19 protein-coding genes, 3 pseudogenes and 1 riboswitch are annotated in these 23,010 nt (G+C 58.4%); of the genes and pseudogenes, 21 read left to right on the top strand and 1 reads right to left on the bottom strand.

What is annotated here, in order from left to right:
* The first annotated feature begins 55 nt into the window (after nt 1-55).
* The 15 genes from ACIQUB_RS22110 (at nt 56) to ACIQUB_RS22040 (ending at nt 13,361) form a co-directional block, all read left to right on the top strand.
* Nucleotides 56-1,219, top strand: coding sequence for a diguanylate cyclase domain-containing protein (locus tag ACIQUB_RS22110; protein WP_402932166.1), 1,164 nt, complete (start codon nt 56-58; stop codon nt 1,217-1,219).
* A gap of 79 nt (nt 1,220-1,298) precedes the next feature.
* Nucleotides 1,299-1,431: riboswitch (TPP riboswitch) on the top strand.
* A 92-nt stretch (nt 1,432-1,523) separates the two neighbouring features.
* On the top strand, nt 1,524-3,350 hold the full coding sequence (thiC, locus tag ACIQUB_RS22105) for a phosphomethylpyrimidine synthase ThiC (RefSeq protein ID WP_402932164.1): 1,827 nt from the start codon (nt 1,524-1,526) through the stop codon (nt 3,348-3,350).
* A 1-nt stretch (nt 3,351) separates the two neighbouring features.
* Entirely contained in the window at nt 3,352-4,311 is a 960-nt protein-coding gene (thiO, locus tag ACIQUB_RS22100) for a glycine oxidase ThiO (protein ID WP_402932162.1), read from the top strand.
* Between the two features lie 11 nt (nt 4,312-4,322).
* Nucleotides 4,323-4,520, top strand: a complete 198-nt coding sequence (thiS, locus tag ACIQUB_RS22095; RefSeq protein ID WP_168813960.1) for a sulfur carrier protein ThiS — start codon at nt 4,323-4,325, stop codon at nt 4,518-4,520.
* Between the two features lie 2 nt (nt 4,521-4,522).
* Nucleotides 4,523-5,296, top strand: coding sequence for a thiazole synthase (locus ACIQUB_RS22090; protein ID WP_402932158.1), 774 nt, complete (start codon nt 4,523-4,525; stop codon nt 5,294-5,296).
* Nucleotides 5,293-5,919, top strand: a complete 627-nt coding sequence (locus ACIQUB_RS22085; protein WP_402932156.1) for a thiamine phosphate synthase — start codon at nt 5,293-5,295, stop codon at nt 5,917-5,919. Before ACIQUB_RS22090 ends, ACIQUB_RS22085 begins: the two co-directional genes overlap by 4 nt.
* Nucleotides 5,916-6,728 (top strand): bifunctional hydroxymethylpyrimidine kinase/phosphomethylpyrimidine kinase, encoded by an 813-nt coding sequence (gene thiD, locus ACIQUB_RS22080; protein ID WP_402932154.1) that lies wholly within the window; start codon nt 5,916-5,918, stop codon nt 6,726-6,728. The genes ACIQUB_RS22085 and thiD overlap by 4 nt, the downstream gene beginning before the upstream one ends.
* A 237-nt stretch (nt 6,729-6,965) precedes the next feature.
* Nucleotides 6,966-7,205, top strand: a complete 240-nt coding sequence (locus tag ACIQUB_RS22075; RefSeq protein ID WP_402932152.1) for a hypothetical protein — start codon at nt 6,966-6,968, stop codon at nt 7,203-7,205.
* 456 nt (nt 7,206-7,661) lie between these two features.
* The gene (locus ACIQUB_RS22070) at nt 7,662-8,948 is read left to right on the top strand and encodes an HWE histidine kinase domain-containing protein (protein WP_402932150.1); all 1,287 of its coding nucleotides are present in this window, start codon (nt 7,662-7,664) and stop codon (nt 8,946-8,948) included.
* Between the two features lie 586 nt (nt 8,949-9,534).
* Entirely contained in the window at nt 9,535-9,852 is a 318-nt protein-coding gene (locus ACIQUB_RS22065) for a hypothetical protein (protein WP_402932147.1), read from the top strand.
* A 19-nt stretch (nt 9,853-9,871) separates the two neighbouring features.
* A complete protein-coding gene (locus tag ACIQUB_RS22060; RefSeq protein WP_402932145.1) occupies nt 9,872-10,381 on the top strand; it encodes a hypothetical protein in 510 nt (169 codons plus the stop codon).
* 77 nt (nt 10,382-10,458) lie between these two features.
* Nucleotides 10,459-11,112, top strand: coding sequence for a hypothetical protein (locus tag ACIQUB_RS22055; RefSeq protein ID WP_402932143.1), 654 nt, complete (start codon nt 10,459-10,461; stop codon nt 11,110-11,112).
* Nucleotides 11,112-12,191: an XRE family transcriptional regulator gene (locus ACIQUB_RS22050; protein WP_174051684.1), complete on the top strand. Its 1,080-nt coding sequence runs from the start codon at nt 11,112-11,114 to the stop codon at nt 12,189-12,191. Before ACIQUB_RS22055 ends, ACIQUB_RS22050 begins: the two co-directional genes overlap by 1 nt.
* A 103-nt stretch (nt 12,192-12,294) precedes the next feature.
* A complete protein-coding gene (locus ACIQUB_RS22045; protein WP_402932140.1) occupies nt 12,295-12,933 on the top strand; it encodes a DUF433 domain-containing protein in 639 nt (212 codons plus the stop codon).
* Nucleotides 12,930-13,361: a type II toxin-antitoxin system VapC family toxin gene (locus ACIQUB_RS22040; RefSeq protein ID WP_402932138.1), complete on the top strand. Its 432-nt coding sequence runs from the start codon at nt 12,930-12,932 to the stop codon at nt 13,359-13,361. The genes ACIQUB_RS22045 and ACIQUB_RS22040 overlap by 4 nt, the downstream gene beginning before the upstream one ends.
* A 33-nt stretch (nt 13,362-13,394) precedes the next feature.
* Here ACIQUB_RS22040 and ACIQUB_RS22035 read toward each other — a convergent pair whose 3' ends face one another.
* On the bottom strand, nt 13,395-14,237 hold the full coding sequence (locus tag ACIQUB_RS22035) for an addiction module antidote protein (RefSeq protein WP_402932136.1): 843 nt from the start codon (nt 14,235-14,237) through the stop codon (nt 13,395-13,397).
* Nucleotides 14,238-14,412: 175 nt separating this feature from the next.
* Between ACIQUB_RS22035 and ACIQUB_RS22030 the strand changes: the two are divergent.
* The 6 genes and pseudogenes from ACIQUB_RS22030 to ACIQUB_RS22005 all read left to right on the top strand — a co-directional run.
* Nucleotides 14,413-14,678 (top strand): annotated as a pseudogene (locus tag ACIQUB_RS22030) (DNA-binding protein); the annotation flags it as partial.
* Between the two features lie 575 nt (nt 14,679-15,253).
* Entirely contained in the window at nt 15,254-15,436 is a 183-nt protein-coding gene (locus tag ACIQUB_RS22025; RefSeq protein ID WP_402932134.1) for a hypothetical protein, read from the top strand.
* A 209-nt stretch (nt 15,437-15,645) separates the two neighbouring features.
* Nucleotides 15,646-16,608: a DUF3991 domain-containing protein gene (locus tag ACIQUB_RS22020; RefSeq protein ID WP_402932132.1), complete on the top strand. Its 963-nt coding sequence runs from the start codon at nt 15,646-15,648 to the stop codon at nt 16,606-16,608.
* A 141-nt stretch (nt 16,609-16,749) separates the two neighbouring features.
* Nucleotides 16,750-17,348, top strand: a pseudogene (locus ACIQUB_RS22015) (DUF1419 domain-containing protein).
* Between the two features lie 12 nt (nt 17,349-17,360).
* Nucleotides 17,361-17,762 carry a DUF3085 domain-containing protein gene (locus tag ACIQUB_RS22010; protein ID WP_402932131.1) on the top strand — a complete coding sequence of 134 codons (402 nt, stop codon included), beginning with the start codon at nt 17,361-17,363 and terminating at the stop codon, nt 17,760-17,762.
* Nucleotides 17,763-17,858: 96 nt separating this feature from the next.
* Nucleotides 17,859-22,960 (top strand): annotated as a pseudogene (locus ACIQUB_RS22005) (DEAD/DEAH box helicase family protein).
* The last annotated feature ends 50 nt before the right edge of the window (nt 22,961-23,010 follow it).

The following is a 23,010-nucleotide window of genomic DNA, read 5'->3' as shown; positions in this document are numbered from 1 at the left end:
TCTCTCATGGAAGACCATTTAACAATTCCGCAGCTTAGGCGGGTTAAAGTCTAGCATGGTCGCTTCAGAAGCGACTGCGTTCTCTGAGGTGAAAATGTTTCGTGTTGAGGAAACTCCCGAAATCCGGAATGCGCTTGTCTCTGAACTTGCTCAGACCACGTCGCCCACCACGGTGATGGGACTCACCATTCTAATCTTTGGTCTATTCTCATATGCGACCGTTGCGGATCCGCATCTGCTGGTCGCGACCGTCCTTGGTACGGCTGCGTCCTTCGCAAAGGTGGTTATCATGCACCGCCAGGTCAGAAGCAATGGGGGCTTCGTCAAGACGCGAGTTGAAACGGACCGCTGGGAAATTTCGCATGCGTCTGTGACTGCCGTCGTTGCGGCATCCGTGGCGGCCCTCTCTGTCATGATGTTTCGCAGCATCGATCTTCATCTCCACATGCTTGCCGCGGCCCTCCTGCTTGGATATTCCGCAGGTGTGGCGAGCCGCGTCTCAGTACGGCCGAAGATCGCCGCATCGGCAATCACCATTGCAGCGGTTCCGACCATAATTTCGGCAGCGTTGGTTGGCGATACCCCCCACCTTATCCTCGCAGGGATGTTTTCCGTTTTCTTTGCGGCGGGAATGCAAAGTGTTTGGCATGTTTACACCACTGCTAGGCGCCAGATCGTTCTTGCCCTGGAGATGGCGTCTCATGCCCGACAAGACGGCCTTACGGCTTTACCGAATCGATTTTCGATGCAGGAGACCTTTCGGTCCTACCAAAAGAGCCTTGGCACACTGGTCGGTGTCCATTGCTTCGATCTTGATGGCTTTAAGGCCATCAATGACAGACTTGGCCACTCGGGAGGCGACGAGCTACTACGCACGGTAGCTGGGCGCCTGCGGTCGTTAGTCACTTTGCCCAACGTCGCCGCGCGCTTTGGTGGCGATGAGTTCGTTATCCTTCAGGTCGGAATAACGACACCCCGTGAGGTCGCGGAGTTCGCTGAGAAGACAGCGGCGGAGCTTGTACTGCCATATTCGATTTTTGGCGAGGAGGTCTCGATAGGCGTCAGTCTCGGTTACACGATCAGTTCTGCTGATGAAGCCAATCTCGACGACATGGTTCGACTGGCAGATCTCGCGTCCTATCGCGCGAAGCGCCGAGGTGGAGGTATCGACGTTGAATTGCCAGGCGGAGCCCCTTCCACTCGGAAGATCGTCGTTTGATCAAAGATCGAACCGTCATCAAGCACTGTCTACTTTGCGTTTTGACTTGACCAAGGTGCGTAACGTCGCATAGCCTTTCGACATTCACCAGGGGTGTCCCGGCAAGGGGCTGAGATTCTGCTGAACAACTCGGTTTTGCCGATTGTGGGCGCAGTGACCCGTTGAACCTGATCCAGTTCATACTGGCGTAGGGACGGTGCAAGCGCTCGAAAAGCAAGGGTTTCCCGCTCGGAATCCGTGCCGGCGTCTTTCCATCATTCCGGCTGATGACTGGGTCTCCAACCGCAACTTGGAGCCTCAAACCATGAATATTGCCGCAAAAAGCCTGACCCCCACAGTGACCACCGGCCCGCTGCCGGCCTCGCGGAAGATCAATATCCCCGGAGAGATCCACGCCAACATCCGGGTGCCGATGCGCGAAATCAGCGTCCATCCGACATCAGGCGAACCGCCGGTCGTCGTCTATGATTCCTCCGGTCCCTACACGATCGAAGGAGCCGATATCCGCATCGAACAGGGCCTGTCGCAGTTGCGCCGCGACTGGGTTCTCTCCCGCGGCGATGTCGAGGCCTATGAGGGCCGCAACGTGCGCCCCGAGGACAACGGCTTCGTCAGCGGTGATCGGCTGACGCCCGAATTTCCGGCCAAGCGCCCGCCGCTGCGCGCCAAGGACGGCAAGGCCGTCACCCAGCTCGCCTATGCGCGCGCCGGCATCATCACGCCGGAAATGGAGTTCATCGCCATCCGCGAAAATCTCGGTCGCAAGGCGAAGGCGGAAGCTTTGATCCGCGACGGCGAGAGCTTTGGCGCCCATATTCCAGATCACGTAACGCCTGAATTCGTCCGCCAGGAGGTGGCCGCCGGCCGCGCCATCATTCCGGCCAACATCAACCATCCGGAAAGCGAACCGATGATCATCGGCCGGAACTTCCTCGTGAAGATCAACGCCAACATCGGTAATTCCGCAGTCACCTCATCCATGGCCGAAGAAGTCGAGAAGATGGTCTGGGCCGCGCGCTGGGGTGCAGACACCGTCATGGACCTGTCGACGGGCCGCAACATTCACAACATCCGCGAATGGATCATCCGCAACTCGCCGCTGCCGATCGGCACTGTGCCGCTCTATCAGGCTTTGGAAAAAGTTGGCGGCATCGCCGAGGACCTGACCTGGGAAGTGTACCGGGATACCCTGATCGAGCAGGCCGAACAGGGTGTCGATTATTTCACCATCCATGCCGGCGTGAGGCTGCATTACATTCCGCTGACCGTCAACCGCGTTACCGGCATCGTCTCACGCGGCGGATCGATCATGGCCAAGTGGTGTCTTCATCACCATCGCGAGAGCTTCCTCTACGAGCACTTCGAGGAAATCTGCGATGTCTGCCGGGCCTATGACGTCTCCTTCTCGCTCGGCGACGGGTTGCGCCCCGGCTCGATCGCCGACGCCAACGACGCCGCACAGTTTGCCGAGCTGGAGACGCTCGGCGAGTTGACGAAGATTGCCTGGGCTAAGGATTGTCAGGTCATGATCGAAGGCCCCGGCCACGTGCCGATGCACAAGATCAAGGAGAACATGGACAAGCAGCTCGCCGTTTGCGGCGAAGCGCCCTTCTATACGCTCGGGCCGCTGACGACGGATATCGCACCCGGCTACGATCATATCACCTCGGGAATCGGCGCTGCGATGATCGGCTGGTTCGGAACAGCGATGCTCTGCTACGTCACGCCGAAGGAACATTTGGGCCTGCCGGATAGAAACGACGTCAAGACCGGTGTGATCACATACAAGATCGCCGCACATGCCGCCGATCTGGCCAAGGGCCATCCGGCGGCCCAGGTACGTGACGACGCCTTGTCGCGAGCTCGTTTCGAATTCCGTTGGGAGGATCAGTTTAATCTGTCGCTCGATCCGGACACCGCCCGCAGCTTCCACGACGAAACCCTGCCGAAGGAAGCGCACAAGGTCGCGCATTTCTGCTCGATGTGCGGTCCGAAATTCTGCTCGATGCGGATCTCGCATGACATTCGCGCCGAAGCGCAGAAAGAAGGGCTGGAAGCCATGGCGGCAAAATACCGGGAAGGCGGCGATCTTTATATGCCAATAGACAATTCCGCACGTCCGGCCGAATAAAATGCACGTCCTTGTCAAAGGGGCCGGCGTTGCCGGCCTCGTGGTTGCCCATGAACTTAGCGCGCGTGGAGCGGATGTGACCATTTCCGATCCGCATATCGACTTCAGCCATGCCGCCTCGTGGCTTGCCGGCGGCATGCTCGCGCCCTTCTGTGAGCGGGAAAGCGCCGAAGAAGCCGTGTTGACGCGCGGCTTCGACGCCGCAGATCGATGGGATAAGATGCTGCCCGATGAAGTCGTGCGCAACGGAACGCTCGTCATCGCGCCGCCGCGCGATTTTGGCGAACTCAAGCGGTTCGCCAGCCGCACGACCGGGCATGATTGGATGGGGGAAAACGAGATCGCTTCCCTCGAACCCTCTCTTTCCGGCCGTTTCAAGCAGGCACTGTTCTTTCGCCAGGAAGCTCACCTCAATCCGCGCCGCGCGCTGCTCGGATTGAAGAAGAAGCTTTCAGCGCAGGGTGTCGCGTTCACCAAGACAGATGTGGATGCGCGCGAATTTAGCGAGATCGTCGATTGCACGGGGGCCGCCCGCATCGGGGATACCAGCGAACTTCGTGGCGTGCGCGGCGAAATGCTCTATCTCCACACGGAAGAAGTAACCCTCGCCCGCCCCATCCGGCTCCTGCACCCGCGCATCCCGCTCTATATCGTCCCACGCGGAGACGGCCTGTTCATGGTCGGCGCGACCATGATCGAGAGCGATTTCAACGGCTCGATCACTGCGCGCTCGTTGATGGAGCTGCTCAACGCCGCCTATGCGGTCCATCCGGCATTTGCCGATGCCACCGTCGTTGAGACAGGCGTCGGCATCCGCCCCGCCTTCCCAGACAATTTTCCGCGTGTGACGCGGCAGGACAATATCGTCACCTTTAACGGGCTCTACCGTCATGGCTTTCTGCTCGCGCCCGCGATGGCCGCCCAAGCTGCCGACATGCTTTTTTGCCAACAATCCGAGTAGAGGAAATCCCAATGCGCCTGATCATCAACGGCGAAGCTCAAACGGTTGCCGCCACCACACTTTCGCAGCTCTTGTGCGCGCTCGATTATGAAGGCGATTGGCTGGCAACTGCCGTCAACGGCGAACTCGTGCACCGTGAAGACCGCGATGACCACGCGTTGAACGATAATGACCGCGTCGAGATCCTGACGCCGATGCAGGGAGGCTGATCATGCTTGAGCTCTACGGACATAAAATTGCGTCCCGTCTTCTTCTTGGTACCGCGCGTTATCCCTCGCCGGCCGTGCTTGCCGAGACGGTGAAACGCTCAGGAACGGAAATCCTGACCGTATCTTTGCGCCGTGAAACGGCAGGCGGCCGCAATGGTGGCGCCTTCTTCGACATGATCCGGGCCCTTGGCACCCGCATTCTTCCAAATACCGCCGGCTGCCACGGCGTCTCCGAAGCGGTACTGACCGCGAAGATGGCGCGAGAGGTTTTTCGGACCAACTGGATCAAGCTCGAGGTCATCGGCAATCATGATACCTTGCAGCCGGATGTTTTTGCGCTGGTCGACGCGGCCCGCATCCTCATCGGCGAGGGCTTCGAGGTTTTTCCCTACACGACTGACGATCTGGTCGTCGCCGAGCGCTTGCTTGACGCCGGGTGCAAGGTGCTGATGCCGTGGTGTGCGCCGATCGGAACAGCGGCAGGGCCGCTCAATCTCTTTGCACTCCGATCGATGCGGGCGAATTTCCCCGAGGTGCCACTGATCGTCGATGCCGGTATCGGTCGTCCCTCGCATGCGGCAACGGTCATGGAGCTCGGGTTCGACGCCGTACTGCTCAACACAGCCGTCGCCGGAGCAGGAGACCCGGCCAGCATGGCAGAGGCCTTCTCCAAGGCGATCGATGCCGGCAGGCAGGCTTTCGAGGCGGGCATGCTGGAGCCTCGCGAGATGGCCGTTCCCTCGACGCCCGTCATCGGAAAGGCGGTGTTCCTGTGACGCTTGACCCGTTCTATTTGATCGTCGACAGCGCTGCCTGGGTTGAACGCTTGGTGCCGCTCGGCGTCAAACTCGTCCAATTGCGCATCAAGGATCGGGCGGCTTCCGAAATTCGCGCGGAGATTCGTGCTGCAAAGGCCGTCTGCGCTGATCATGACTGCCAGTTGATCGTCAACGACTATTGGCAGGCAGCGATCGAAGAGGATTGCGATTTCATCCATCTCGGTCAGGAAGATCTGGCGGTCGCGGATCTCGGTGCCATCCGTCGGGCCGGCCTTCGGCTTGGAGTCTCGACCCACGATCCGGCAGAGCTCGAAATAGCACTTGCCGCAGAACCGGATTACGTGGCGCTCGGACCTGTCTGGCCGACAATTCTGAAGAAGATGCCGTGGCAGCCTCAGGGCATGGGGCGTATCGGTGATTGGAAAAGCAGGATCGGCACCTTGCCGCTCGTCGCCATCGGCGGGATCACCGCCGAGCGCGCACCGCTCGTGCTTACAGAAGGCGCGGCCAGCGCAGCCGTCGTCACGGATATTACGCGCCATGACAACCCGGAGGCTCGTACCCTGCAATGGCTTTCGGCCACCGCGCCCTGGCGACCTCGTGAGGACGTCGGGGCATGACGGTGATTGGACTCACGATCGCCGGCTCGGATAGCGGAGGCGGCGCCGGCATTCAGGCGGATCTGAAAACCTTCTCGGCCCTCGGCGTTTATGGTGCAAGCGTGCTTACGGCCATCACGGCGCAGAACACGATTGGCGTCGCCGCCATCGAAGAAGTGTCCGCCGCGATGGTGTCGGCGCAGATGCGGGCCGTGCTTGGCGATCTTGCCGTCGACGCCATCAAGATCGGCATGCTGTCGCGGCGCGAGACGATCGAAACCGTTGCCGATGGCTTGCAGGGCTATCGGGGGCCTGTCGTGCTTGACCCTGTCATGGCTGCGACGTCAGGTGATCGGCTTCTGCGCGACGATGCGGTGGCCGTGCTTAAAGCCCGGCTGATGCCGCGGGTAGATCTCATCACACCCAATCTCCACGAGGCGGCGATCCTGACCGGCGAGATGATCGCCGCGACGACGGATGCCGCCATGCACCAGGCGCGCATGCTGCAGGCAGGCGGCGCTTGCTCAGTACTCGTTAAAGGCGGACATGGCACGGGCCGCGAGTGTATCGATATTCTGCTGACCGCCGAAGGGGAACTGCACCAGTTCGTCCGGCCCCGGCTGGCGACGACAAACGATCACGGGACCGGCTGCACCCTGTCGGCGGCGATTGCCGCCCGTCTGGCCAAGGGCGATGGACTGGCTGCAGCCGTTGCGGCGGCAGGTGATTATCTCCATGCCGCCTTGATAGCGGGCCGCGACCTGAAGGTGGGTGGTGGTCGAGGCCCCGTTCACCATTTTTTCGGCAACAGGCAGCGCTTTAGATTTTGAGCACTCGGTGCAGGGATTAACTTGGTGCGTTTGCGGAACTCCAGGATAAGCCGACATTAAGGTGTTTTTCGTTTGCAGACATCGAGATCCCAACTCCCCACCGTATTACAGATTCGCAAATCAAATATTAATGTCAAGACATGGAAAGTAACGGGCAATATCTGCAATAGCAATCTATGGAACTCTCGAGGCTATTGTGCCGTTTTGAGGCGTAAAATCGGCTGCGTGGAGTTTTTTATGCCAAAGACGATCGCAAAACTTGAACAAGATAGGGCTGACCTGTCCACTATTATCACTGACTACAGTATGAAGCTGAAAGACGCGAACAGAGCTGAGCTGGAAAAGCTAAACAGCTTGCTTTGCTGCCACCTGACGCGTCTACGTGAAATCGATTTAGAACTCGCCGACCGCCGCGCCCTTTATACGGGAAAGCATCGCCTTTCCGATACCGGGCACCAATTTGACGATCGCCTGTAACAAGTCTGCTGCGGCCATCGACCCAAACTAGATGGAAGCGATTTTGCGAGAGCCTTAAGTCAGCGTTTTGGAGGCGCTGCCTTTTCACCATCCGAATGTCGCTCAGTATCCCCGAACTAAAGCCTTGTGTTGACCGGCCGTCCGCGGCGCCATTCCACGTTGTGCCCGCCTAACCTACACGGTCATGATTTTACTCAGGCATGACTGTTTCGGATAGACCGCACATGATCGCCTGCCGACATCGATGTTTACTTAGGCCGTAGAGCGTGATGATCGAGTGTCAACTTATCGCATTTGGAACTATGCCCGGCCGCCCGTCGCCCATGCGTCCGTAATGACGCGGCTTGAGGAAGGTGGCATTTGGCTCGAAAATCAGCGACCCGCCCATATGATCGCGGAACCGTCAATCTCGTCATGGAGTTACCCGCGTTGTAGGTAACCACGATCTGGTGAGTAATGTCAGTTGCAATCGTAAATGTAACCACCAAAGCGATCGGGTTCGCCAATGACGACTTTAGGGCCCTATTAGAGGAAATCCCGATCTCGCTCCAGGAATTTGCAGAGGTCGTGGGTAGTTGCGCAGTCGAAAGCGTGGCGGGCAACGTTGAATTCTCTGGCCGGGTGATTGAAAGGCTGCGCTCAAAATCTTTCAACACATCCGGTCGCATCGAAAACATGGCGTATGTCTCCCTTGGACGCGAGACTGGCGCCGACTTCTTAATGGCGATTGAGAACCAAGACACAGTTGTGGAGGCATTGGAACCGCGCTCACTTACGCAGAGCTATCTCGCTATGGCTCTACAATCGAGTGGCATCGGTGCTTGGTCACTAAACCTTAAGACTCACGAGGCCGAGCGAACGCGCAGTCATGACGCGATCTTCGGATATGAGGGCCAGGCACCACGCTGGGATCTGAATGTCTTTCTCTCGCATGTTGATCCATCAGACAAGACTAAGGTAGAGAGGGCGTTTGAGAACGCGGTAACGCAACGATCAAACTGGGCGTTCAAATGTAAGATTCACCGCATCGATGGCGAGGTGCGCTGGATTGAAGCGTCCGGCTACCCCCGCGGCCCGGGGGATATGAATATCACGCACTATATCGGGTTAGTAAAAGATATAACGCCCGAAGTGAATGCTGCGGAGCAACGCAGGCTTTTGTTTGCTGAGTTGCATCATCGCGTTCGCAACAATCTTTCAATCGTCAGATCGCTGATATCTAGTACCTTCCGTACCTCAGTCGATACACCGAGCGCTGTCGACGCTTTAAGGCGCCGGATAACGGCGCTTTCCGAAGGACACGACCTTTTGCTCCAGGAATCAGGCGGACCCGTCACGGCCCGTCAAATTGTCGAGGCAGTTGTCGCAAACACCAATCCGGCGCCATTGGTGAAATTCACAGGTATCGATATCGAGATCGCTCTCTCCAGCGTCACACCCTTGTCGATGTGGATAGCCGAACTCCTTGCACGGGTGTCAACGGCGCGCGACGTGGAGATTGAGTGCAAAGCTCACCAAGATGGAAGCACGATTGGCTGGAAAGAGCTCGAAGGAGATAATAAATGGGCCGATGACCTAAGCGAACCACTTGTACGAAATATACTGCCGACACAAATGGACGGACAGCTGAGAGTCGAGGGAGTTGCATCCCGACTTGAGCTCTTTTTAACGCTCAAACCCGTCATACGAGCGCAACTGGGGCCTGCACAACATACTTTGACAGCGACAACAATGCTTTCATAAAAGGATGCTGCACCGAGTTTCCGCGGCTTTCTGGGGCGACCGAGGAAAGCTAAGGTTGCGTGGATTCGGACGACTTTGGGGTTGAGAATTAAGATCGAGGCCATATTAGGATGCCGCGCCAACGTGTTCGCAAGGGCACTGAATGCTGAACGCTACCGCATTATGCATTCTCTCAGGTGGTCATTCAGGATTGGCCTCCTAATGGGCGACTGCTCGCCAGACTCTATGCGCGATATGAGCAGGAGAAGCACAACCGGCTGCTTACTTAAGAATACGCATGGATCGAGGCTTTGCGGGCGAGCTTGCAAGCGATTGCTGATCCGCGCCGAAGCACCTCATAAGGAGCTACTCAATCTACGGATCAATTATTGCTTCTGCAAAATTCAGGAAGCGATCGACGCAGCTGTGTCGGCGGGGTCCGGTGATCAGGGTGGAGAAGCGGAAATCGACGAGGAACTCGCGGGTTGACCGCTAGAGGGCACTAAAGGTTACCACCCCGAGGAATAGATTTTTTGATGGCGCGCTTAACCTCTGGCAATTCCTTGATACTTGAGTACAGATCAGGAACAAAGGAGCCCGCCGTGGCATGAACGACCAGATTGACGAGCCTGAAATCCCGTTCACCATGCCAGACGTCAAGGTCGAGGTGCTGGGTATCCAGAACGAGTATGGTGCGGAATGTTTGCGCCTTGGTGTCAAGCATTTGGTTATCGAGATCGGTCGCCATATCGATATCAGTACCCTTGATGGATCACCGTCGCCGTTGATTATGATGCGGCGCTACGCGGGCTCGATCGTGGCATCGAAGGGATACGACCCGAAGAACGGACGAATGATGAAGGCCTTGTCGGTGTCGGCAAGTCTGTCGTGGTCAAACGGGGCGATAAATTCAAGACGCATATAGTGCTTTTGGCAGATCCTGTTTGCGCCTCGCTTTTTCTGAAGGAGATCGCAATATCGACGATCTGCGTACGGACCTCGCCATCGTTAGTCATGAATGCGCACATGTGGGAGGACACGCCAACCGCGAGCGACAATTCCCAGGAGTGCTGATCGGATACAGGGCAAGGACCTATATCGGGAAGCTGGAGCAGCAATTCGCGGAATCCTTCTGGGGCGAATATGTGGTATGCCGCGCCTCTGCTCCGTGGGCGCGCGACGAGGAGAAGCGCTTCCGCGATAATCTTGCGACGCGGCTTAAGGATGCTCGAGGCAGGGCTCGCGAAGCCATCCGTTCCTATCGCATCCATGGGGATGTCGAACGCGTACTGCAGGAAGCAGGAGCTGCACTCCTGGAACCCCTTCGGATGGCATCCTACTTGTTTGGCCATCTCGATGGCATAGCCGAAGGCGATCTGCTCGATATCGCTTCGGAGTTATCTGGCGCCGATACGGACATTGCCAACGCTATCGTCGAACTCGTTTCGCGCTGAGGGCGGTCATTTCAATCGCGTGGACTTCATTTTTTAAACCTGCTAGAAGGTTGAAAAAATGAAGTCGAGGTGATTCCATGGCAGTGTCTGCGATTCTCGTGCATCAAACCCCCTCCGACGCCAGGCGCCGGCTGGCGGAACTGAACGTATCAGTGGAGGCGGTCGTACGGGCAGTACTTGCAGGCCACACCGCGCGTCTCAACTGCATAGACAATGATCCGCCGTTCATACCGGGAACTGAGGCCTGGCGGTTTGTGGTGCGCACGCTGCGTGACGAATTGCTTCCTCTCGGATGGCGTAAAGATGATCCGAGTAACTACTCGCTGGTCATCAACGACTCGTCACAGATTAATATCGTCGTGGCCAGCTCAGATGCCATGACGTGTATGTCTCACGGCTCGCCGCGCACGAAGTCGCTCAAAGGTCTGTATACTGAAGCGGCGGTCCTAAAGAACAACCTCGAAACAGATATGTTTCCGGAAACGGTTGAAGCCGAGCTCCGCAAAGCGGCCACCATTTTGAGCTATCCAACCTGGATGTTGCTGATCCACATCGAAGATGAGGTATGTCGCGCGGAGCTGTCCCTCCCATCCGCTTTTGATGAGCGCAATGTCACGAGCTGGGAAGAGAGGATCTTCATTCCGCTGCCTGATGCAAATGGTGGGCTTCCCGTCGAAGATCCGATCGACAATCCGGACATCGATGTGCCCGTAACCCGCAAGGTCGCGTGATGTTCAACAAATTGCGGTTGACCGTGGCTCGTCAGCGAGCCGGCTTGACGATGAAGGAGCTTGCCGCCAAGGCTGGAATCGAACCTCGAACCGTCACAGGCTATGAGGCCGGAGAATACCTTCCAAGCGATGAGACTGCTCGTAAGCTTTCCCGAATTCTGCAATTTCCGTTGTCTTTCTTTATGTTGGACGACGTTGACGTTCCTCGACCGGAAGGCGTTAGTTTTCGGTCTATGAGTAAAATGACGGCAAGGCAAAGAGATGGAGCGATCGCCGCCGGCGCGATCGCGTTCTTGCTCTCCGATTGGCTCGATGCAGAATTCAATCTCCCGTCGGCATCCGTTCCCGATATGAGGGAAGACACTCCTCAGAGCGCAGCGGCCGCGCTGCGGGATTTTTGGGCGCTCGGGAATCGTCCGATCAAAAACATGGTTCATCTTCTCGAGCTCAAGGGCGTGCGCGTTTTTTCTCTCGGTGAAGATGGTAAGGAAGTTGATGCTTTCTCAGTCTGGAGAGATGATCGGCCTTACATCTTCCTGAACTCGCAGAAGTCTGCCGAGCGTAGTCGCTTTGATGCAGCGCACGAACTTGGACATCTGGTCTTGCATAAACACGCCGCGCCCAATGGGCTTGAGGCTGAGAAGCAGGCCAATGAGTTTGCTGCCGCTTTTTTGATGCCGGAGGCACCCTTGCGAGCCGTCGGACGTATCACAGGGCTTCCCCAAGTCGTCGATCTCAAAGCCTCGTGGGCGGTTTCCGTTGCGGCCATGACCTATCGCCTTCACGAACTTGGTTTGGCGTCAAAATGGACCTATCAACAGCTATTCGTGGAAATATCTCGGCGAGGGTGGCGCACGACCGAGCCACGGGCGATCCGTCGTGAACAATCTCAGGTTTGGAAGAAAGTCCTGGATGATCTTCGTCAAAACGGTGGTGGCGTGGAAGGGCTTTCCGCAATGCTTTCGATACCAGAGTCTGAAATTGTGAAGCTTCTTTTCGGGCTCGTGACGGTTGCTGTGCCGTCTTCGACAAATACGACCTTAACTCCCGGACGAGGCACTCTGAGGCTCGTCAAGTAAGTCGGCAGGGATTGTTCTTAGTCGACGTGATGACGACTGATTCGCGCCTTGCATACTGTCTAATTCACCCCTATATTGGGATGGATTGATGAAGGAGTCATGCTTGTCCCAAATCCAGAATTTTACGCTGAGCGAAGCAGGGTATGTCCTGGGCAGAACCCCAGCGATGCTCAACAAGGCGGTTGACACGGGCGTCATTCACGCCCGGCAAAAGAAGGTGGGGAACATGGTTCAAAGGCTCCTTGGCCCGGCCGAACTGCGCTTCCTGCGGCTTGCAGATGAGCTCAACAAAGACTTGACGCCAGCAGGGCGGCGCCGGCTCTATGGTGCCTTACGCAAATTGCCCGATAATGCTCACAAACTCCAACTCGGTAGGCTTGAACTGGATCTGGCGCAAATCGACATCGATCTTAATGACCGAATGGCCAAACTCGAAGCAGTCAGATGTAGGGTTGAAAGCACGGGCGCCCGAGGAGAGGCGGTTGTTCGCGGAACGGCAGTCTCGGCGCACCTTATCGCGGCATTGGCGCGGGACGAGGGCATTGATGTCGTCCTTGCGGATTTTCCGTCCATTACGCGGGATCAGGCCGAAGCTGCAGTCGAGTATGCCAAGGCTTACCCAAAGCGCGGGCGTCCCTATCCAACGAAGAGCCTGAAGAGCACTTTGACCGATTTGGCTGATGCTGGTGCATTCGATGATGACGGTGACCCTGGTGAAGTCGCACCAAGGGCCATTCCGTGACGCTTTATCTGCTCGATGAGAATGTTCTCCGTGAACTCAAGCACGGCGGGCACAAGAATGTGCATAAATGGATCACGACCGTCGATGACACGGATCTTCGGCTGAGTGTCGCAACGCTATTCGAGAAGCGTCGCGGAGCCGAAGCATTGATGAAACGTGAACCGGACCGTGCCCAGAGAATCCTTGACGCCATCGAGATGCTCGAAAAATCGTTCTCTGATCGCATCATTCCGATTGACGGGCCGGTTGTCGCCGAGTGGACGCGCCTTCTCGGAAGTAAGAACAAGGACCGATGGGACGTTGCACTGGCCGCGACCGCACGCGTCCACGGTTTGGTAGTTGTAACGCGAAATGTCTCCGATTTCACGGGGCGTGGAGTACGCATCCTCAATCCGTTCAAGTCACCCCCTGAAATGTTGGATATTTAGGCGACTGCGCCGACGCGCAACCAATCTTTGGGGTTAGGAATTGGTTTGCATCTTTGCTTGAAGCGTGAGGCCCAGCGCGGAAATGACTTTGAGAATCGTCATAAGTCCCGGATTGCCGTCTTTTCCGAGCGCCCTGTAAAGGCTTTCTCTCGCTAACCCCGTTTCTTTTGCGATCTGCGTCATCCCTCCCTTTTTCGCACGAGCAAGATGGCCCAACGCGTCGCCAGAGGCCAGGGCAGCATTCACATTGGCAGCTGGATCCTCGACCGGTGAAAGGTCTGGGGCGGGGGAGTGCTCCACCGGCTCAACGTCTCGAACTGTTGCCAGCAGATCGGCTTGCGCGCTTGGTTCCTCTACCTCCCATTCGTCGGAGGTCGCGCGGTCGCGTAAATTTTCGCGCAGGTCAGCACTACATCTGGCTAAGAATGCGCTCCATTGTTCCCTGGTTTTGAATGTCACCGGTGACTTTTCGGGAACGTTTAGAAGAACAGCCTTTTTCCCTGCCTTGATCAGACGCAGGACGTTCAAGACCGTGCCAGGGCTCTTGCCGTCCCAGATCATGAATCCGAAATCGGCCTCGCGGGCCATCTCACGGTCCTTCGCCGTATAAAACTGGAAGCCCTTCACGTGCTTAGGCGGCATGATATTTTGCGTTCGCCATTCACCGAAATTATTGCGAGGTTTGTCGCCGGAGCAGAATACGGTCACCTTTTCATAGGCGGCGTCCGACAAGTGCTTCTGGACTGCTTTGTCCGCACCATTGGCGTCGCCGACAACAACGTGATGCCCATTCTCAATGATATTATTTAATCGCTCCTTCGCTCGAGCAGGTAGCCGCGAAATGTGTCGCGAGCCACCGATGAAAACGGTGTTCATTGGTTGCTCCATGTGTTGGTTATTGTGAGGACGCGCACGCTTGATGCCTGCCCTTAATCGAGCAGGACTTTGGTGATCTCGTTTAAGGTTGTGCCAGATCGGAAAACGTCGTCGAATAGAAGGATGTTTTTCCAAGCTGTATGCTGGGGATCAACACTATAAAGACCAGATGCAAGTTGCCGGCATGATCGGCGTCTATGGCAAGGTCCAGCGCGAAGGTGAGGTCGTCCATCTGGTCGCGCGCCGGCTGACTAATCGTTCTGCCGAGCTTGCCAGTATCGGGTCCCGAGACAAGGCGTTTCCGCTTCTGAATGGGCGCGGTGACGAGTTTCATCACGGGTCGCCGACCCCGATCCGCGTGGAATGCCGAAGGTTCGCGATATCGTCGATCCCTACGGGCACATCGATCAGATCAGGGTGAAGACGCGTGATTTTCGATAAATTTCCTGGGCTGCCTTCGCGCCAAAAAAATAGGGCCACCGGAATACCGAGGCCCTTTAATTGTGAAGGTCAAAAACCTCCAGAGGGGAACAGCTGATACGATGGACCTGGGAGGAAGCCATCGCGTGCATCAGCTATAGGCATACTGCCTAGATATTGTGCGATGCGCAAACAAGAATTGTGCAACGCACCTATGCAAAAGGGGATGGTCTACCTAACACCCTCGAATTTGCGGTTGCTTGCTGCGCGCGGCTCCTTCTCCACCGTACGCCAGCATTGGCGGCGAGCTACTCCCAGACCGGTGTGGACGGACGACCAGAGTGTGGTGTGCGGTGATGTGTTCCTCACCAGCAAGATCTTTGAAACTCGAGGCCGTGCTCATGGAGGCGTTCCATTCCCGCTCTTGATGGATGGCTTCCTGGTCCTGCCCCGGATCTCCGTCGATCAACCCGCTGCGGGGTCCGCTACGCAAGCGTGCGGCCACTCGGCTTTGCCTTCGCGGTGATCGCGACCGGTTCCGGACACTGACGGGAGCCATCGAGCGGGAACGGCCCGCTCCAGGATGGAGCCCTCCGATGAACACAGATCTCAACCTCGCACGGAACCACGCCTTCCAGCTTTCCCACACCCTTATGGTCCCGGTCACGCTTTTCTGGTCCGGCAACGAGTTCGGCGTCCTTCCGAGCGACGAACTCGATGACGGCGAGGTCGAGACCATCGCGGAGTTCGATCCCTTCGCGTACGGGCCGGCTCATTGAGCCGGCATTCCTTGCCGCTTGCGAGCTGCAGGCGGCAAGGGAAGCTGCGCCGCGACTGGTGCGGCCCCTCGGTGCCAAGGTGCAGATCTGCAGGTTGCCAGTCGCGCCCTTGCCTCCTTTGCTCTTCGCAGACCGTCGGAAGCGGTCCCGCAAATTGCGGGAGAAATGAATCGGACAAGAAGGGCGGCGCCAAGAGCGCCGGCAGAAGGATGGAAAAACAGAAACTGGAAGACCTACGGGATCGTGTGCCGTGCGCCGTCGTGCTGGAGCAGGCAGGGTTCGCGGTCGACCTGAAGGAAAGCACACGGCGGGCGATCAAACACCGGCGCGGCGGGGAGATTGTCATCGTCATACACGGGGGCAGGGGATGGTTCGACCCGCTCTGCGACGCTAAGGGCGATGTCTTCAGCCTCGTTCAGCATATGGAGGGCTTTTCCTTTGTAGATGCTCTCAATCGTGTCGCGTCGCTGGTTGGGGTCGATTTGCAGGAGCCAGAGTGGCGACGTTCAGTGCGCAATACCGCTCCTGCAGCATCCATCCGGGAGCGATGGGACGGTCGGCGAAGGCCATGGCGCGGGTCTATGACATGGCGCTACCTTGCAACCGATCGCTACGTGCCGAACAGTATCATCCGTGCGGCTATCGAGACCAATGTCCTGCGCGAAGGTCCCTACGGCAGTATGTGGGCGGCCCATGTCGATGACGCTGGTGCCGTGACCGGCTGGGAAGAGCGCGGCCCGGACTGGCGAGGATTCTCGACGGGCGGATCGAAAGTGCTGTTCCGGCTCGGTGCCAAAGACGCCCTGCGCCTGTGCGTCACCGAAGCAGCGATCGACGCCATGAGCCTTGCCGCTTTCGAAGGGCTGCGCGAGGGAAGCCTCTATCTCAGCACCGGCGGCGGCTGGTCGCCGACCACGGACGTCGCGCTCCGAAAGCTGGTCTCGTGTACCGGCGCGCTGCTCGTCGCGGCAACCGATGCCAACAGCCAGGGTGAGAGTTTTGCCGGCCGCCTTCGCGACATTGCCGATGAAGCGGGCTGCGACTGGTTACGGCTGAAGCCGCCGGCCGAGGACTGGAATGATGCGCTACGCGCTCGCGAACAAGAAAAAGGCGAAAGAAGAATAGAAAGAGAGGGAGGCCTGCCGCATGCCCGCCGGCCGCGTCAAGGGTGAAGCTTCGCCCGGCTCAAGCCGGCCCTTGACCCGCCCGGACGGAGAGGCGGCTTGGGGGAGGGGTCAGGAAGGGCTGAAGAGACGATGGCGACCATGAGGATCCGCCGCGCTTGCGCCCCGACGAGGCTGAAGGAGCCGATCATGACGCTCTCTCCCATCCGCAAAATCTATCAGGGCATCACTGAGCGCCATCAGATGTCCGCATGTTCGACCGTCACGCACAACGTCCAAACCGTTGTGATGGCGACGACATCGCTCTCTACAACGGAGAATGGTTCGAGCTCGGTGAGCGCGAGCACGATTACATGTTCGAGATCCTGCCCCCACTTTGGATGCGTGGCGATATGTTTGCCATGCGGGAATTTTTGACGGGCTCGGTCACTTCCGTCTTCTTCACCCTCAGGATTGACGGTCAAATCCGCTATTTCCATGGCTATTGCGACCTTGCTGATACGTCGTCGCCCCAGCAGATGCGCACCACGATTATCGAGCGGGAAACCCGGCCGGTCCGGGCAATGACCCGTGAAGAAAGGCTGGAGCACATCTGGTCGAGTACCGCTGACGACTATCGCGGTTATGCTGATTTGCAGTTTCCTGTTTCCAAACGTGGCAGGCGAAAGATTCGCATGTTTGGAACCGGGACGGTCAACGTCAAGCTCCTGGAGGATCTGACCGACGCGGAGATTTCAGCGAAGTTGCCGGTCAATCTGCGATATCTGCCTGAAGCGGTTGCTGCATAAGGGAGGTGTGTCGTGCTTTCCTTTCCGATCGAATCCGTACGAGCGGTCGTGGCCCGCGGTCGCACCGACGCGGAAGCTAACGGCGGTTTCCGCAATCCGCACTCAGGTCTTTCTCCCGGTCGCGATGAACAGCCGGGTGTCTGGCTCGTGGGTGATCACGGTGTCTACCTGTGCTCGAACGGCAAATTGCCGGACGGCGAAACGCCGTTCATCGCCTATGCCCTCGAATGCGATCCCCGCACGAACGACGACTGGTTCGAGGTCAAGCGGAGGACGTTCGGCGGAGATGACGGTGTCGAATTCATCGACGCCGCGCAGCTGGAGGCCATGATCTCCGCCTGCCCAAACGCCCGGCATCTTGGCATCAGCTTTCAGCCGGACTCGATTGAACTCTTCATCATCGAGTGGTCGTAACGTCCCGCCGCAGCGGGATCCCCAACATCAATGGCGGTTTTGTCGCCCATCCCTGTGGTGGGCCGATGAGGCATGCTTTCACAAGGAGATTTCATCATGAGCAACGATCCCTTCACGCTCGATATGTTCGGCAACACCGCACTTTCCTCCGGCCTTGGCCTCGGTGTAACAGCCTTCGGGGGTTTCGCACCCGAGGCAGCCAATGACGACGATCCCGATCCAACGCCGCCAACTCCGGCTCCGGCGATGCGGCGTGCCAGCAACCCGGCAGTTGGTCGTCGTGAACAATGCGACCGGTCGAACTTCTATTTCGAGGAAGGAGAAGATCGCAGTCTGGCTGCATCGTGGAAAGAGCGCGCACGATTGAATGTTGCCGCCATCTTGTCCGCCAACGAACTCGAGAAGCTCGCCATTTCCGCGACCCGCGAACAGCAGAGGCGATTGATCCGCTTTACCGGGTTCGGCGCTGGCGAGCTCGCCAACGGCATCTTCCGCCGTCCGGGCGAGGTGGATTTCCGGGATGGCTGGGACGATCTCGGTAACTCGCTCGTGACCGCCGTTTCCGAGAGCGACTATTCCAGCCTCTCGCGCTGCACCCAGTATGCCCACTTCACGCCGGAATTCATTATCCGGGCGATCTGGTCAGGATTGCAGCGGATGGGCTGGCGCGGCGGACGCATTCTGGAACCGGGCATCGGCACCAGCCTGTTTCCGGCATTGATGCCTGAAGAATACCGTGACAGCTCATACGTCACCGGCGTCGAGCTCGATCCTGTGACCGCGCGCATCGCTCGGCTTCTGCAGCCGAAAGCACGGATCATCGAGGGCGATTTTGCCCGCACCGACCTCTCGCCGATCTATGACCTTGCCATTGGGAACCCGCCCTTTTCTGATCGCACTGTCCGCTCCGACCGGCAATACCGCTCACTCGGCCTGCGCCTGCATGATTACTTCATTGCCCGCTCGATCGATCTCCTGAAGCCCGGCGCGTTCGCGGCCTTTGTGACCAGTTCCGGAACAATGGACAAGGCGGATATTGCCGCCCGAGAACATATCGCCAAATCCGCCGACCTGATCGCGGCAATCCGCCTGCCTGAAGGCAGTTTCCGCCGTGATGCCGGCACGGACGTCGTGGTCGATATCCTATACTTCCGCAAACGCAAGATTGGCGAGCCGGAGGGCGACCAGACCTGGCTCGACGTGGACGAGGTCCGTCCGGTCACTGAGGATGAGGGCGCGATCCGTATCAATCGCTGGTTCGTCCGTCATCCAGATTTCGTCCTCGGCGACCATGCCTTGACCTCAGGTCCGTTTGGCGAGACCTACACATGCCGTCCGCGGCCCGGCGTCGATCTCGAATTCGCGTTGAACGCCGCCACCTCCCTTCTTCCGGAAGATCTTTATGACGGCGAACTGACCGCTATCGACATCGATCTGGAGGACGAACTCGGCGATATCGTCGACCTGCGTACGACAGGGTCGAAGGTTCGCGAAGGCAGCTTCTTCATCGATAAAGTCCGCGGACTGATGCAGATGATAGACGGTGCCCCCGTGGCGATCACCGTGCGCAAGGGCCGCTCTACCGACGGCGTGCCGGAGAAACATGTCCGGATCATAGCCAAGCTAATCCCGGTTGGCGACGCGGTCCGCGAGGTGCTGAAGGCTCAGGAGCAGGATCGGCCATGGCGTGATCTGCAGGTGCGGCTGCGCATCGCCTGGTCGTCGTTCGTTCGCGACTTCGGTCCGATCAACCATACGACGGTCTCGATCTCGGAGGATTTGGAGGCTGGTGAGATCAAGGAAACCCACCGCCGCCCGAACCTCCAGCCATTCCTTGATGACCCCGATTGCTGGCTGGTTGCCTCGATCGAGGATTACGATCTCGAGACTGATACCGCTCACCCTGGTCCGATCTTCTCCGAACGGGTGATCGCGCCACCAGCCCCGCCCGTCATCACCAGTCCAGCCGATGCGCTGGCCGTTGTTCTCAACGACCGCGGCCACGTCGATGTCGACCACATTGCCGAACTGCTGCATCGGGATCCGGATGCAGTGATTGCCGATCTTGGCGATGCCATCTTCCGGAACCCGGCCGATGGCGCTTGGCAGACGTCGGACGCCTATCTCTCCGGACCGGTGCGCATGAAGCTTACCGCGGCCATCGCAGCTGCCGACCTCGATCCGGCGTTCAAACGGAATGTCAGCGCGTTGCAAGAGGTGCAGCCCGCCGATCTTCGGCCGTCCGATATCACTGCCCGCCTCGGTGCGCCATGGATCCCGGCCTCCGATGTGGTCACCTTCGTCAAGGAGACGACGGGCGTCGAGATCAAAATCCACCACCTGGCGGAAATTGGATCGTGGACCGTGGAAGCCCGCCAGCTCGGCTATATCGCGACCGGCACGTCGGAATGGGGTACGGATCGACGCCACGCTGGCTAGTTACTTGCTGACGCTCTGAACTCGCGCGTACCGCAGATATTCGATACCTTCAAGGACGTCGATGGCGAGCGCCGGGTGCTGAACGTGGTCGACACCGAAGCGGCCCGCGACAAGCTGCAGAAGATCAAGACGGCTTTCCAGACCTGGATCTGGACGGATCCGGATCGCACCGACCGGCTGGCGCGGGTCTATAATGACCGGTTCAACGATATCGCGCCGCGAAAATTCGACGGCAGCCATCTTAAACTTCCGGGCGCCTCAGGCGCCTTTGTTCTTTATGGGCATCAGAAACGTGGCATCTGGAGGATCATCTCTTCCGGCTCGACCTATCTTGCCCATGCCGTTGGCGCCGGCAAGACGATGACCATGGCCGCGGCGATTATGGAGCAGAAGCGGCTCGGCCTGATTGCCAAGGCCATGCTGGTCGTTCCCGGTCATTGCCTCGCGCAGGCTGCGCGGGAGTTTCTGGCGATCTATCCGTCTGCCAACATCCTGGTTGCCGACGAGACCAATTTCGCCAAGGACAAGCGCGCCCGCTTCCTGAGCCGCGCGGCAACCGCTGTCTGGGATGCGATTATTATCACGCATTCGGCGTTCAGGTTCATCGGCGTGCCCTCCGCCTTCGAGCAACAGATGATCCAGGACGAACTCCAGCTCTATGAAGATCTGCTTATCAAGGTTGATGATGAGGACCGTGTATCCCGCAAACGCTTGGAGCGATTGAAGGAGGGCTTGGCTGAACGGCTCGAAGCCCTTTCCACCCGCAAGTACGACCTTCTGACCATTTCCGAGATCGGCGTCGACCAGATTGTCGTCGATGAAGCTCAAGAGTTCAGAAAACTCAGCTTCGCTACGAACATGTCGACGCTGAAGGGGATCGACCCGAACGGCTCGCAGAAGGCTTGGGATCTCTATGTGAAGAGCCGCTATATCGAGACCAAGAATCCGGGGCGCGCTTTGGTTCTGGCGTCGGGGACTCCAATCACGAACACGCTCGGCGAGATGTTCTCCATCCAGCGCCTGCTCGGCCACGAGGCACTTCACGAGCGCGGCCTGCACGAGTTCGACGCCTGGGCCTCGAACTTCGGAGACGAGAAAACCGAACTGGAGCTGCAGCCGTCCGGCAAATACAAGCCGGTGAGCCGGTTTGCGAGTTTCGTGAACGTGCCCGAACTGATCGCCATGTTCCGCGACCTCGCCGACGTGGTGATGCCCGTAGACCTGCGGCAATTTGTAAAGGTGCCGGAGATCGCCACTGGGAAGCGGCAGATCCTGGCCGCGGCTCCCACGACTGCGTTCAAGACCTATCAGCGCATCCTTGAAACCCGCATCAAGGCGATCGAGCAGCGCGAAGGACCGGCGCAGCCTGGCGACGACATTCTCCTCTCCGTCATCACCGACGGCCGCCATGCGGCGATTGATCTTCGACTGGTCATGCCGGCCATGGACGACGAGCGGACAACAAGCTCAATCTGCTCGTCCGCAACGTGCACAGGATCTGGAAGGAGACAGCGGAGAACAGCTATCTCCGCCCCGACGGCAAGCCGTTCGAACTACCTGGCGCCGCGCAAATGATCTTCTCCGATCTCGGCACACTGAGCGTCGAGAAGACCCGTGGCTTCTCCGCCTATCGCTGGATTCGCGACGAGCTGATCCGCATGGGCGTTCCCGCTTCGGAAATAGCCTTCATGCAGGATTTCAAGAAGACCGAGGCCAAGCAACGACTGTTCGGTGACGTCCGTGCCGGCAAGGTCCGGTTTTTGATCGGCAGTTCAGAGACCATGGGCACTGGCGTGAACGCGCAGCTACGCCTCAAAGCCCTGCACCATCTCGACGTGCCATGGCTTCCCTCGCAGATCGAGCAGCGGGAAGGGCGCATTGTTCGTCAGGGCAACCAGCATGATGAGGTCGATATTTTTGCCTACGCCACGCAAGGTTCGCTCGACGCCACCATGTGGCAGCAGAACGAGCGCAAGGCGCGGTTCATCGCCGCCGCGCTTTCCGGCGACACCTCCATCCGCCGGCTGGAAGACCTGAACGAGGGTCAGGCCAATCAGTTCGCCATGGCCAAGGCGATTGCCAGTGGTGATGAGCGGTTGATGCAGAAAGCAGGTCTCGAAGCCGATATCGCCCGGTTGGAACGGCTGCGGGCCGCCCATGAAGACGATCTCTTTGCCGTCCGTCGGCAGGTTCGGGACGCGGAGCGCGAGATCGAAACGGCGACCCGGCGAATTGCTGAGATCGGCCAGGATATCGAGCGGCTGGTTCCGACCACTGGCGAGGCGTTCATAATGAGCGTGACGGGCACGTCATATCAGGAGCGCAAGGATGCCGGACGCACGCTGATGAGGAAAATCCTCACCCTCGTCCAGCTGCAGCAGGAGGGCGAGGTTCATATTGCCAGCATCGGCGGCTTCGACCTCGTCTATGAGGGCGAGAAGTTCGGACGCGGTGCCAATTACCATTACCAGACGCTGCTACTGCGCGTCGGCGCGACCCAAGAGATCGAGCTTCAGTTGACTGTCACCCCACTCGGGGCCATCTCTCGCCTCGAACATGCGCTCGACGGGTTTGAGGCCGAGAGGGAGCGTTATCGTCAGAGGCTTGAAGAATACCGCCGCAGGCTAGCAACCTATCAGTCACGGCAGGCGGGCGAATACGCTTTTGCCGACGAATTGGCGGATAAGCGCCGGCAACTGCGTGAGGTCGAGGTGGGATTGGCGGCGTCAGCGCGGGAGACCGGCGAGGCGGACACCTAACGCCTAGCTACGTTCAAAGAGGGCCTTCTAGGAAATCCCTAAGTTTCGCG

Source organism: Rhizobium sp. NPDC090275 (genome assembly GCF_044772225.1).
Taxonomy (GTDB): Bacteria; Pseudomonadota; Alphaproteobacteria; order Rhizobiales; family Rhizobiaceae; genus Rhizobium.
The sequence above is the reverse complement of the archived record's forward strand: the minus strand, read 5'-3'. Positions and strand labels throughout refer to the sequence as shown.